This is a genomic window from Amorphoplanes digitatis, assembly GCF_014205335.1.
GTDB classification, from domain to species: Bacteria; Actinomycetota; Actinomycetes; order Mycobacteriales; family Micromonosporaceae; genus Actinoplanes; species Actinoplanes digitatus.
This window is the reverse complement of record NZ_JACHNH010000001.1, coordinates 4,415,020-4,427,578: the sequence shown is the minus strand read 5'-3', so window position 1 is coordinate 4,427,578 and position 12,559 is coordinate 4,415,020. Positions and strand designations below refer to the sequence as shown.

Genomic DNA, 12,559 nt, shown 5'->3' with positions numbered 1-12,559 from the left:
TCAGCGGCCGGCCAGGGCGTCGAGCATCAGGCGCAGGCCGGCCGCCGAATCCTCGAAGGTGGCACGCTGGTCGTCCGAGCGGGCGATCAGCTGCGCGGCGGAGCAGACCGCGCCGTAGATCAGGTGCGGGGTCGCCGCGGTCGGCGCCCGGGAGATCAGGCCCGCGCCGGCGGCGCGTTCCAGCCCCTGCCGGATCTGCGCGGTGAAGCCGCCGGTGGTCAGGTTGTCCCAGATCGCCGGCATGCCCAGCGCGCCGGGCGCGTCGGTCAGCATGATGCGCTGCGCCCAGGGGTCGAGCAGCGCCTCCAGGAACGCCGCGACGCCCTTGTGGAACGCCTCCCACTGGTCGGGCTCGTCGCGGTATGCGCCGGTCACGATCCGCGAGAGGCGCTCCCCCTCGGCCTCGTAGACGGCGCGGAAAAGGTCCTGCTTGCTCTTGAAGTGGTGGTAGAGCGCGCCCTTGGTCACGCCGGCCTCCTCGACGACGACCGTCAGCGAGGTGGCGGCGTAGCCGTCCCGGCCGAAGATCTCCCGGGCGACCGTCAGCAGCAGCGAGATGGTCGCGTCGGAGCGTTCCTTCTGGGTCCGGGAGGTGGCGCCCGCCGTCGCGGTCATGGGCGCGATGTTATCAACGTCCGCCGCCGAGGCGCCCGCGCCCGGCTGGCCCGGCGCGGGCGCGGTGACCTCGGCGGCGGCGATCAGGAGGCGGCCGTCCGCGCCGAGCGGTCCGCGCGGTCGGGCGAGCGCGGCGGCTCGGTCGCTGGCTTGTCGAACAGGGCGAGGCCGGTCGCCGCGGTGACCACCGAGACGGCGGCGCAGAACAGCATGACGTCCAGCAGGCCGTCGACCCCGGCGGCCGCCCGCTCGGTGAGTATGGCCGCCATGGCCGCGATGCCCAGGGCGCCACCGAGCTGGCGCGCGGCGATCACCATGCCGGTGCCGCCCGCGAAGCGCTGCGGCGGCAGCGAGGCCGCGGCCGCGGCCGAGACCGCGGTCATGACCACGCCGACGGCCGCACCGGAGATCAGGTTCGCCGGCAGGAAGACCGCCAGGTACCGGGGCTCGACGGTCAGCGACGCGTACAGCCAGTAGCAGACGCCGGAGAAGACCAGGGCCGCGACGATCATCGCGATCCGCTGCCCGCGCGGTGTCGCCCGCCGGCCGACGATCACCGCGGCGACCGCGGAGGCGAGCGCGCCCGGGCTGACCGCCAGGCCGGCCTTGAGGATCGAGTAGTCCCAGACCATGGTCAGGAAGATCGGGCCGAGCAGCAGGGACGCGAACATCGCCATGCCGAAGGTCAGCGAGGCCAGGCCGGCGGCCGAGAAGACCCGGCTGCGCCAGAGGTCCGTCTCGATCGCGGGAGCGGGGTGCCGCATCGACCGGAACAGGGCGAGCGGCAGCAGCGCGGCCGCGCCGATCAGGCAGGCAAGGGTCCTGGCGTCGGCCCAGCCCCAGCCGCTGCCCTGGGTCAGGCCGAGCACCGCGAGGGCGATGCCGGCGGCGACCAGCACGGTGCCGGCCAGGTCGGGCAGGCGCCGGCCGGTGTCCCGGTCCGCGGGCAGCCGGGTGACGGTCAGGTAGACCAGCGACAGTCCGATCGGGACGTTGATCAGGAAGACCGCCCGCCAGCCGAAGGCGTCGATCAGCAGGCCGCCGAGGCTGGGCCCGGCCGCCGCGGCCAGCGAGCCGGCGGCGGCCCAGAGGCCGACCGCGTTGGTGCGCCGCGCCGGCGGGGTGCTGGCCAGGACCAGGCCGAGCGCCGCCGGGATCATGCCGGCGGCCGCGGCGCCCTGTAGCACCCGGGCCGCGATCAGGAACGGCACGCTCGGCGCGATCGCCACCAGCAGCGAGGTGAGCACGAAGGCCAGGACGGAGGCGCCGAACAGCCGGCGCCGGCCGGTGACGTCGGCGAGCCGGCCGGCCGGGATGAGCAGGGCCGCGAACAGCACGCCGTAGCCGGTGAGCGCCCAGGACAGGTCCGCGAGGGAGCTGTCCGGGAAGTCCCGTTGCAGGGCCGGGAAGGCGATGTTGACGACGGTGGTGTCGAGGAATGCCAGGAAGGTCGCGCCGGCGGCGGTCAGCAGCACGAGGCCGGGCCGCTCTGCATCAGTCATGGTGGCGAGATTTACATACCGACGGTACGCATGTCAATCGTGAGGGAGATGTGCGGGGACAGCGCGCGCAGGAAGTCGGGCGCGTCGAAGGCCTCGCCCGCGGAGGCGACCCCGACCGCACGGGTCCGTCCGGTGAGGATGCGCTCGACCGCCTCCACCGCCAGCGGCGCGGTCACCGCGTAGATGTCCCGGCCCGACGCCACCGCGCGCCGCCGCGTGTCGCCGGAGCGCACGACGACGTCGACGACGAAGGTCTGCGCCGAACGGCCGTGCGCGTCGACCGCGGTCGGCGCCGGGGTGTCCGGCGCGGACAGTTCCCGGGCCGCCTCGACCGTCATGTAGGTGCGCACCTCCGGGATGGCCAGGTGGCTGGGGATCGTGACGACGTCGGCCATGGTGAACTCGCCGATCACGTCGCGGGGGCCTATCGGCTCGGGGAACGACCACCGGGTGGCCGGCGGGCGGTCCCGGCGGTACCGCAGGCGCCCGCCGGTGAACACCACCCGGTCGCCGCCGCGCCGCCGGCGGGAGACCGCGCCCGCCGCGCGGGTACCGGCGGTGGGGTGCCAGCCGCTCAGCCCGTACGCGACGTGCGCCTCGTCGGCCGCCGTCAGGTCGCCCAGCGCCGCGGTGGCCAGCAGGTCACCGAGGCCGCCGAAGAAGGCCATCGCGGGAACGATCAGCGCTCCCGCGTCGCGTGCCCGGCCGGCGAAGTGCGCGAACGTGTCGGCGTTGGCCTCGATCTCGGCCGCCACGTCCACGTACGGGATCCCCGCGCGCAGCGCCGCCTCGATCACCGGCGCGGCCGTCGTGGCGAACGGCCCGGCGCAGTTGATCACGGCCGCCGCGCCGGCCAGGGCGCGGTCCAGCGAGGCCGGGTCGTCGACCGACGCCGGGCGGGCCGCCAGGCCGGACTCCGACGCCAGTTCGCGCAGCTTGCCGGCGTCGCGGCCGGACAGGACCGGGACCAACCCGCGCTCCCGCAGCCGCGCCACCACGAAGCGCCCGGTGTGCCCGTACGCGCCGAACACCGTCACCGTGAACATGGGTTCTCCCCGCCTCGAAAGCCTCGTCGCCACCATCCTGTCGGGAGTGGACGGCGCCGACGAGTGTCCGGAACGCCAATACGCGTACAGTTTCGGACATGAGCTCTGTCGCGCTGGCCGTCACCGACGGGATGTTGCCGTTCGAGCTGGCCCTGGCCTGCGAGGTCTTCGGGTCCGCCGCGGCGGACCCGTGGTACACCCTGTCGGTCTGCGGGCCGGGCCCGGTGCGGCTCGGAGCGTTCCGGATCGAGCCCGGGCACGGGCTCGACCGGCTCGCGCACGCCGACACCGTGATCGTCCCGGGCTGGGCCGACGTCGACGTCTCTCCGCCGGCCGACCTGGTCGACGCGGTGCGCGCGGCGCATCGGGCCGGCGCGCGTGTGGCGTCGCTCTGCACCGGCGCGTTCGTGCTGGCCGCCGCGGGCCTGCTGGACGGCCGCCGCGCCACCACCCACTGGGCGCACACCCACGACCTGGCCGCGCGCCATCCCCGGGTCACCGTCGACCCGGACGTCCTCTACGTCGACGACGGCAGCGTGCTCACCTCCGCCGGCAAGGCCGCCGCCATGGACCTGTGCCTGCACCTGGTCCGCCTCGACCACGGCGCGTCGATCGCCAACACGCTCGCCCGCCGCCTGGTGGTGCCGCCGCACCGCGACGGCGGGCAGGCGCAGTTCGTGACCACCCCGGTGCCCGCGCCGGACCACCACCCGCTCGCCGCGCTGCTCCCCTGGGTGATCGGACGGCTCGACCAGCCGCTGACCGTGCAGGACCTGGCCCGCCAGGCGCGGATGAGCTCACGCAACCTGGGCCGCCACTTCCGCGCGGTCACCGGCACCACCCCGCTGCGGTGGCTGCTCACCCAGCGGATCCGCCACGCGCAGGAGCTGCTGGAGACCACCGACGACAGCGTCGACGCGATCGCCGCGGCCACCGGCATGGGCACCGCCGCCACGCTGCGCCGGCACTTCCACCGCACGGTCGGCGTGCCCCCGGACACCTACCGGCGCACGTTCCGCGCGCGGTCAGCGCCGCGGCGGTGACAGGGCCTGGTTCTGCTGCGGGCCGAACGCGGTCAGGAACCGGTCGCGGAAGGCGTTCATCGGCCACACCGGCGCCTGCGGTGCCGGCCGGATCCCGTCGCTCCAGCCCCAGCCGGCGACCCGGTCGAGCACCTTGCGGTCGCGGGTGACGATCGAGATCGGCACGTCGTGGCTCGCGGTGGCGCCGACCACGATCGGGGCGGGCTGGTGGTCGCCGAGGAAGACCAGGACCAGGTTGTCGTCGCCGTACTCCTGCACCCAGGAGATCAGGCTGTCGATCGAGTACTTCACGGACTTGGCGTACTCGGCGCGTACCCGGTCGGCGTCCTTCCAGACCTCGCCCGGCTTCTGCGCGCTCTTCTGCTGCTGCGTGTAGATCGAGCCGTCGCCGACCTCGTCCCAGCCGACCAGCGCGGGGATCGGCGCCCACGGGGTGTGGCTCGACACGAACGTGAGCTCGGCCATCAGCGGGCCCCGGCCCGGCCGCGTGTACTCCCGGTCGGCGAACGACTTGAGGGTGAACTGGTCCGGCATCGTGGCCCAGCTGAACGACGGCCCGTGATAGCCCAGCGTCATCGAGTCGTAGACCCGGTCGAAGCCGTAGAACCGGCCCTCCGGCCAGGCGAAGGTCACCCCGGGCTCGACGCCGACGGTCTGCCAGGCGTCGGACTTGCCGAACGCGCTGGTCAACGTCATCCGGTCGCCCGAGACCAGGCTTCGGTAGCGCTGCTCGTTGTCGATCCACACGCCGGACTGGAACGTCGCGTGCGCCAGCCAGCTGCCGCCGCCCGAGGTCGGCGAGGTCAGGAAGCCGCTGCGGGCGGAGAAGCCGGCGGCGGACAGCCGGCGGTCGCCGTCGGCCAGCGCCGCGTCGACACGCTGCGACAGCTTCGGGTCCTCGATCGCCGAACGCCCGTAGCTCTCGATGAAGGTGAACACCACGTCCTTGCCGCGCAGCCCCGTCAGCAGCTGGTCGCCGGGCAGCTCGCGGAACGCGTCGTCGCGGGCCTCGGCGGCGAAGGCACGGCGGTCCTCGATCGCCGCGGGCACCTTCAGCACGTTGTCGCGGGCCAGGTCGGCCGCGCTGTCGGAGGCCACGTACACCCCGGGCACGAACGAGGTGCCGAGGAAGACCGTGGCCAGCCACGCCGTCGCGACCACGGCGATGCCGCGCTCGGAGGCGGCCCGGTGCGCGGCCGAGACCCGCGCCAGCCGGCGCACGGCCAGGGTCATCAGCACCGGCACCGCCACGGCCAGCAGCACCGCGCCGACGATCGCGCCGACCGCGCCGGCCATGCCGACCGTGTCCCGGACGAAGCGGTAGCCGTCGACGAACAGCGGCCAGTCCAGCACCGGGTTGAACGCCCGGGACAGGAAGTTGAAGAAGCCCATGTCGATGATCTTGATCACGGTCAGCAGGCCGAGCACCGCGCCCGCCACCCCGGCGACGATCCCCCGGGCCCGGGCCGGCAGCAACAGCAGCACCGCGAACGCGACGATTCCCTCGATCGGGATGCGGACGAACGCGGCGGGAATCGACGAACCGGCCGGCAGCCGGGTGATCTGGTCCGGCACGACCAGGGCGAGGTAGACCAGGACCGCCGCGAGCACGGTGATCACCCAGGCGGCGACGCGGCGCCCGCGACCTGCGCCGGCACCCTCGGCCGGGGTACGGCGAAAGCGCTTGAAGTACGACAACCCGACGATCCTTACGATGCTGGAGTCCGAGGAGACGGTCGGACTGTACTCACCATGAGTAGCACGCGCCTACGAGCGGCCATCGATCCACATCCGGAGGCGACACATGACGATCGCGCAGAGCTACGCCGACTTCGGCACCCGCGAGGCCCGCGGAGAGTCACCGGCGTACGAGCGGCTGGCCCTCGCCGTGTCCGCCGACCCGGAGCTGCTCGCGCTGATCGCCACCCTGCCCCCGGCGAAACAGCAGCCGAACCTGCTGTTCGGCGTGGTCCGTTTCCTCGGCGGGCCGGTCGAGGACCCGGCCGCGTTCCACGACTTCGTGGTGGCGAACTGGGCGGCGATCGCGCCACAGATCCGGTCCCGGGCGACACAGACCAACGAGGCCGGGCGCTGCACGGCGCTGCTGCCGGTGCTCGCCGCGCTGCCCGGGCCCCTCGCGCTGCTGGAGGTCGGCGCCTCCGCCGGGCTGTGCCTCTACCCCGACCGGTACGCCTACCGCTACGGCGACCACCGGCTCGGCAACGGCGGGCCGCTGCTGGAGTGCGAGGCGACCGGGCTGACGCCGCCGGCGCGCATACCGGAGGTGGTGTGGCGGGCCGGCCTGGACCTGAACCCGCTCGCACGGCGAGCGCCTCGCCTGGTTCGGCTGAGCGCCCGGCCCGTCGGTGCTCGTCAGTGGCGGAAGCCGTTGACCAGACCGGTCAGCTCGGTGGCCATGTTCGCCAGGTCGGCGGCGGCCTGCTGGGTGCTCTTGGCACCCTCGGCGGTCGAGGACGCGATCTCGGCAACCCCGGAGACGGTACGGGCCACCTCGCCACTGCTGGTCGCGGCGTCGCTCACCGACCGGCTCATCTCCGCGGTGGTGGCGGTCTGCTCCTCCACCGCCGACGCGATCGTGGTGGTGTAGTCGCCGAGCTGGCGGATCACGTCGGTGATCTGACTGATCGCGTGCCCGGCGGTGCCGCTGGAGGCCTGGATCGCGCCGATGCGGGCGGTGATCTCCTCGGTGGCCTTCGCGGTCTGCTGTGCCAGGTCCTTGACCTCGCCGGCGACGACCGCGAAGCCCTTGCCGAGCTCGCCCGCCCTGGCCGCCTCGATGGTGGCGTTGAGCGCGAGCAGGTTCGTCTGCTCGGCGATCGAGGTGATCAGCCGCACCACGTCACCGATCTCCGCGCTCGCGGTGCCCAGCTCCGCGACCTCCCCGGTCGTGCGCTCCGCGACCGACGTGCCGTGCTGCGACACCTGCGCGGCCTGCGCGGCGTTGGAGGCGATCTCGGCGATCGACGCGGTCATCTCCTCCGCGCCGGCCGCGATCGTCTGCACGCCGAGGTTGGTCTCGTCGGTCGCGGCGGTGGCCGCCGCGGCCCGCTGCGCCGCCTCGGCGGCCCCGGCCAGCAGCTGGGTGCTGACCGCGGAAAGCTCCTCCGACGCCGCCGACAGCGTGACCGCGACCTGTGACATGCGGTCCATGCTGTGGCGCACCGTGGTGATGCCGGTGTCCAGCTCCGTGGCCATCCGGCCCAGCTCGTCGCGCCCGGTCACCGCGGCGCGCACGGTCAGGTCGCCCTCGGCCAGGGCGCCGCTGACCCGGCCCACCGCCGTCAGGGTGCGCATGATCCCGCGGACCACCAGGTACGCGATGGCGAACGACAGCAGCACCCCGAGCACCAACACGATGATCATCTGATTGCGGGCGGCGTGGTACGCGTCCGTGGTCTCGGCCCGCTTCTGATCCGCGATCTCCTTCTCGATCGCGACCAGCCCGTCCAGGGCCTCCTCGGTGGCCTGCAGCGCCGGGGCGGCGGTGGAGTCGCGCGCCTGCCCGAAGCCCGCCATGTCGCCGGCGAGCGCCATCGGCAGCAGCTTCTCGTCGCGCACCTTGCGCAGCTGCGCCAGCGAGGTGCGGTACCGCTCGGCCAGGTCCTCGCGGCCGGTCATGTCCGAGGCGGCGTACTCGGCGAAGGTCTGGTCCGCCTGGGCGTCCGCCTTGGCCATCGCCGCCTTCTGCGCGGCCATCGCGCTCGCGGTCCGGCTGCCCTGCGCGTCCAGCACCGCCACCCAGGAGCGCTGCACGCCCTGCTGCACCGTGCCCAGCTGCGAGATCGGCACCAGGTTCTGGCTGTACAGGTACTCGGCCGCGTCCGCCGTCGCCGACAGCTTCTGCAGGCCGACGACGCCGACCACCACGGCGGCCAGCACCGCCGCCAGCACCGCCGCGTACACCTTCACGCGCAGCGGCAGGTCACTCAGCCAACGCACAGAACCATCCCCCCGTCAAAGCTTCCGGCTGCTCAGAGCCCTCACCACACTCATCGGCAACAGTGGTCCGAGGCCTGAGCCGCGAGGTCCGCGCGGCCGTACGTTGAGCACATGTTCGAGCTGGCGTCTCGCGCGCGGACGCTGCCCAACTGGTTCTGGCCCGCGGCGAACCTGACAACGGGCTGCGGCCTCTATTCCACCACGATGATCAACTGGTGGCAGGCGGCCGGCGGATATCCGGGCTTCGCGGACGCGGTGCTCGCGGCCGTGCTCGCGGCCGGCGGCACCGCGGCTATCCGCTGGCCGCGTGCCGGGCTGTGCGTGGCGTTCGCCGCCGGCGCGGTCGCCATGGCCACCGGGCACCCGGTCTGGCCGGCGGGCCTCCCGGTGCTCGTGGCCGTGTTCTACGTCGGCCGCCGCCGCCGGACCTGGGAGGCGTTCTGCATCACCCTGGTTACCGCCGCCTGCGGGACTCTGCTGTCGCTGCGCTACTCGACCTTCCCGAACCCGGTGGTGCCTCTCTGGGCGTGGGTGAGCTGGACCATGACCGCCGGTGCCTTCGGGTCGGTCGCACAGAGCCACCACCTGTTCATCGCGAGCGCGGCGGCCAAGGCGGAGGCGGAGCGCGCCGAGCGGCGCCGGGCCGGCCGCCAGATGATCACGGAGGAGCGGCTGCGCATCGCCCGGGAACTGCACGACACCGTCGGCCACAGCCTCACCATGATCAGCGTGCAGTCCGGGGTGGCCACGCACGTCCTCGACAGCGACCCCGGCGCGGTCCGCTTCGCGCTGGAGCACATCCACGAGGCCAGCACGGCCGCGCTCAACGAGATCCGCACGACGCTGGGGCTGCTGCGCGGCGACGAGCCGGCCGGGCCGGCGAGCGGGCCCGACGAGAGCCTGCGGAGCCTGGTCGACCGCACCCGAGCCGGCGGGCTGCCCGTCGAGCTGGAGGTCACCGGCGACCCCGGCGGACTACCGGCCGCCGTCGACCGGACGCTCTACCGGCTGACCCAGGAGTGCCTGACCAACGCCGTGCGCCACGCCCGGCACCTGACCCGGGTCACCGTCCACGTCGAGTTCCGGCCGGAGCAGGTCCGGCTGGAGATCACCAACGACGGCGACCCGGTCGACCCCGCCGCCGTACGGGCGGGCGCCGCAGCCGGGCACGGCATCGCCGGGATGCGCGAACGACTGGCCGCGCTGGGCGGCTCGCTGACCGCCGTACCGCCGCGCGAGGGCGGCTTCCGGGTGACCGCGACGATGCCGACGGGGGTCGCGCCGTGACGCTGCGCGTGCTGATCGCCGACGACCAGGAACTGATCCGGGCCGGCTTCCGGGTGCTGATCGACAGCGCGGCCGACATGTCCACCGCGGGCGAGGCCCAGGACGGCGCGGCCGCCGTCGCGGCGGCCGCCCGGCTGCGGCCGGACGTGGTGCTCATGGACATCCAGATGCCCACGATGGACGGCATCGAGGCCACCCGGCGGATCTGCGCCGAGCCGGAGCTGGCCGCGGTGCGGGTGCTCATCCTGACCACGTTCGGCTACGACGAGTACGTGTTCAACGCGCTGCGGGCCGGCGCGAGCGGCTTCCTGCTCAAGGACACCCGCCCGGCCGACCTGCTGGCCGCGGTGCGCACCGTCGCGGCGGGCGAGAGCCTGCTGTCGCCGCGGGTGACGAGCATGCTCATCGAGAAGTTCGTGACCGAGCCGGCGCCGAGCGGCCCGGCCGTGGCGGAACTGGACCAGCTCACCGACCGCGAGCGCGAGGTGCTGACGCTGGTGGCCCGGGGGCGCAGCAACGAGGAGCTGGCGGCCGAACTGGTGATCAGCCCGCTGACGGCGAAGACGCACGTGAGCCACATCTTCACCAAGCTCGGCGCGCGCGACCGGGCGCAGCTCGTGATGCTCGCCTACGAGGCGGGCCTGGTGCACCCCGGCGCGTGAGGTACTCCCGGCGGAGTACGCCGGATGCCATCCCGGGGCCGATGCCGCAAATCAGGGAAAAGACGACGCTATACGTGTGTTCCTCACAAAGGAACCGGGCCTCCCGGAAGGAGAGCGAATCATGAACAAGAACCTACTCAGGTGGGCCGCGGCGCCCGTCGGCCTGACCGCGTCGGCCGCCGTGGTTCTCGGGTTCTCCAGTGCCGCGTTCACCGACACCCAGACCAACGCCGGCAACTCGTTCGCCACCCACGACAGTGTCGCCCTGCAGCTCAAGGACGGCGCGAACTCGGCCCTGGCGACGCTGCCCCTGTTCGACACCGCCAACGCGCACCTCAACGGCAAGGCGGCCGACGGCGTCCTCAAGCCCGGCGACACGATCTCCAACGAGATCACCGTCAACTACACCGGCAAGAACGACGCCCGCGTCGCGCTGACCGCCACCGGCGCGAGCGCCGGCGGGCTGGCCGACGACCTGCTCGTCACCGTCAAGAACGTCTCCACGAGCACCGTCGTCGGCACCGACCAGGCGCTGAGCGCGCTGTCCGTGCCGGCCCTGTGGGACGCCACGGGCAGCGCCACCACCCAGTCGCAGAAGTACCTCATCACGGTGAAGCTGGCCGCCGGCACCACCAGGTACGACGCGACGCTCAACGGTGTCGGATTCGCGTTCACCGCCACCGCCCAGTAACCGCACCCACCACGCCGAAGGAAGGAGCCCCGTGATGACGACCATGACCGCACCCGCCGGTCAGCGCCGTCCCCGCACGGGGCTCAGCTGGCCGGAGGACCCCAGCTGGCCCGAGGCACTGCGGATCGCGACGGCCCGCGCGATGCTGTGGGCACTGACCACGCTCGCCATGTGGGCGGTGGTGCTCGTCCCGTTCGGCTTCAACGCCACGATCATCACGTCCGGGTCGATGTCCCCGCGCATCCGCACCGGCGACATCGTCGTCACCAAGGACGTCGACAAGAGCACCGAACTCCTCGGCCGGGTCGTCACCGTCGACAACCCGGCCAAACCCGGAACCCTGCTGACCCACCGCATCGTCGGGACCAACCCCGACGGCACCTACATCACCCAGGGCGACGCCAACCCCACCCCCGACCTGCTCGGGGTGCGCCGCGACGCCGTACAGGGCCGCGCCTTCCTCATGGTGCCCTGGGTCGGCATGTCCTTCATGTGGGCCAAGCAGCACGACGTCGTACCGCTCGCGCTGACCGTCATCGGCTTCGCCGGCCTGATCGCCGCCGTGCAACCGGCCAGCCAGTCGCACCTGCCCGGATTCAGTCGCAACGCGGTCCTCACGCTGGCCGTCTCGCTCGCCGCGGCGGCCGCCTTCATCACCCCGGCCACCGTGGACCGCTCCGCGGCCGCGTACACCGCCACCGTCGTGAACGCCGCCAACACGTTCGCCACGGGCGACCGGGCGCCGTCCGGACCTCTGGTGGCCGACGCGACGGGCCCGCTGTTCACCTCCGACGACCCGACGTTCTCGGTGCCCGGCGCGCAGACCCTGACCCGCACCATCTCGGTGACCTACGACCCGGCGCCCGGCTCCTACCAGCCCGACCTGCGCCTGTACACGGCCAACCCGTCCTACACCGGCTCGGGCACGGACGTGGCGAAGTGGCTGCACATCATGATCGAACGCGTCGACGGCTCGTCGGCCACCACCGTCTACGACGGCACCGTCGCCGACCTGAACAACAACCACGGCCGGTGGGCACCCATCAATCTCAACTGGAACCCCGACACGCGGCAGACGCAGGAATTCCGCTTCAGGTTGACGCTGGACGCGCCGGAGCACAACACGCTGGCCGGCACCGTGACCACGGACTTCCGCTGGTTCGACGTCCGCAACCAGTGGGTGGAGCCGCAGACCCTGTCGACGGCCAACGCGTCGAACACCTGGTCCTACCAGCCGCCGCCGGCCGGCCGGTCACCGCGGGCGCAGGTGCGCGACGCCGAGGCCGTGCCGCTCGACCAGCCGCCCGGCGATCAGTGAGCGGTGGCAGGCCTCCGGGTCGCGCTCGACGCAGAACAGCGCCGCGGCACCGCCGTCCGGCAGCGCCGACACGATCGGGGTCAGGTCGGCCTTGTCGAGAATCTCGGCGGTGTAGCGGCGGGCGTACCCGTCGGCCAGCCCGTGGCGCGAGCGCTTGCCGACGCCCTGGCGGTCGTCCTCGTCGTACTGGATCCGGCGCAGGTCGGTGGTCGGTGCGAGCTCGGGGTGGTGCTGGTAGGCGATCCCGGCCTCGGCGAGGGCGGCCTGTAGCCGGGCCGAGTTGGCCCAGGCGTACTCCGGTCCGCGGACACCGCGGCGCTGGCGCACGTCGAGCAGAAGTCGGACGTCGGCGTCGCGCAGCCGGCGCAGGAAGGACTCGGCGTCGAAGCCGTACACGCCGATCGTCACCACAGCGAGCATCAGAGATCACCTTTC

11 protein-coding genes and 1 pseudogene are annotated in these 12,559 nt (G+C 73.2%); 6 read left to right on the top strand and 6 right to left on the bottom strand.

Features of this window, described 5'->3' with window-relative positions; translation table 11 throughout:
- From BJ971_RS19365 to BJ971_RS19355, 3 genes are all read right to left on the bottom strand, one after another.
- Window positions 1-615 carry a TetR family C-terminal domain-containing protein gene (locus BJ971_RS19365; RefSeq protein WP_184994668.1) on the bottom strand — a complete coding sequence of 205 codons (615 nt, stop codon included), beginning with the start codon at window positions 613-615 and terminating at the stop codon, window positions 1-3.
- A gap of 83 nt (window positions 616-698) precedes the next feature.
- A complete protein-coding gene (locus BJ971_RS19360) occupies window positions 699-2,117 on the bottom strand; it encodes a DHA2 family efflux MFS transporter permease subunit (RefSeq protein WP_184994667.1) in 1,419 nt (472 codons plus the stop codon).
- Between the two features lie 11 nt (window positions 2,118-2,128).
- The gene (locus BJ971_RS19355; RefSeq protein WP_184994666.1) at window positions 2,129-3,163 is read right to left on the bottom strand and encodes a saccharopine dehydrogenase family protein; all 1,035 of its coding nucleotides are present in this window, start codon (window positions 3,161-3,163) and stop codon (window positions 2,129-2,131) included.
- Between the two features lie 98 nt (window positions 3,164-3,261).
- On the opposite strand from BJ971_RS19355, the gene BJ971_RS19350 reads away from it, so the two are divergent.
- The gene (locus BJ971_RS19350) at window positions 3,262-4,206 is read left to right on the top strand and encodes a helix-turn-helix domain-containing protein (RefSeq protein WP_184994665.1); all 945 of its coding nucleotides are present in this window, start codon (window positions 3,262-3,264) and stop codon (window positions 4,204-4,206) included.
- Here BJ971_RS19350 and BJ971_RS19345 read toward each other — a convergent pair.
- Window positions 4,189-5,904 carry an LTA synthase family protein gene (locus tag BJ971_RS19345; RefSeq protein WP_221478806.1) on the bottom strand — a complete coding sequence of 572 codons (1,716 nt, stop codon included), beginning with the start codon at window positions 5,902-5,904 and terminating at the stop codon, window positions 4,189-4,191. The genes BJ971_RS19350 and BJ971_RS19345 overlap by 18 nt on opposite strands.
- 106 nt (window positions 5,905-6,010) lie before the next feature.
- Between BJ971_RS19345 and BJ971_RS19340 the strand changes: the two are divergent.
- Window positions 6,011-6,526 (top strand): annotated as a pseudogene (locus BJ971_RS19340) (DUF2332 family protein); the annotation flags it as partial.
- Window positions 6,527-6,579: 53 nt separating this feature from the next.
- Here the strand turns inward: BJ971_RS19340 and BJ971_RS19335 are convergent.
- Window positions 6,580-8,166 (bottom strand): methyl-accepting chemotaxis protein, encoded by a 1,587-nt coding sequence (locus BJ971_RS19335; protein WP_184994664.1) that lies wholly within the window; start codon window positions 8,164-8,166, stop codon window positions 6,580-6,582.
- A 111-nt stretch (window positions 8,167-8,277) separates the two neighbouring features.
- Here BJ971_RS19335 and BJ971_RS19330 point away from each other — a divergent pair, with 111 nt between their 5' ends.
- The 4 genes from BJ971_RS19330 (at window position 8,278) to BJ971_RS19315 (ending at window position 12,124) form a co-directional block, all read left to right on the top strand.
- Complete coding sequence (locus BJ971_RS19330) at window positions 8,278-9,453, top strand: sensor histidine kinase (protein WP_184994663.1); 1,176 nt, start codon at window positions 8,278-8,280, stop codon at window positions 9,451-9,453.
- Complete coding sequence (locus BJ971_RS19325; protein WP_184994662.1) at window positions 9,450-10,115, top strand: response regulator; 666 nt, start codon at window positions 9,450-9,452, stop codon at window positions 10,113-10,115. Before BJ971_RS19330 ends, BJ971_RS19325 begins: the two co-directional genes overlap by 4 nt.
- 121 nt (window positions 10,116-10,236) lie before the next feature.
- The gene (locus BJ971_RS19320; protein ID WP_184994661.1) at window positions 10,237-10,806 is read left to right on the top strand and encodes a hypothetical protein; all 570 of its coding nucleotides are present in this window, start codon (window positions 10,237-10,239) and stop codon (window positions 10,804-10,806) included.
- 34 nt (window positions 10,807-10,840) lie between these two features.
- On the top strand, window positions 10,841-12,124 hold the full coding sequence (locus BJ971_RS19315) for a signal peptidase I (RefSeq protein ID WP_184994660.1): 1,284 nt from the start codon (window positions 10,841-10,843) through the stop codon (window positions 12,122-12,124).
- On the opposite strand, the gene BJ971_RS19310 is transcribed toward BJ971_RS19315, so the two are convergent.
- Window positions 12,059-12,544, bottom strand: a complete 486-nt coding sequence (locus tag BJ971_RS19310; RefSeq protein WP_184994659.1) for a DUF488 domain-containing protein — start codon at window positions 12,542-12,544, stop codon at window positions 12,059-12,061. The genes BJ971_RS19315 and BJ971_RS19310 overlap by 66 nt on opposite strands.
- Window positions 12,545-12,559 lie beyond the last annotated feature (15 nt).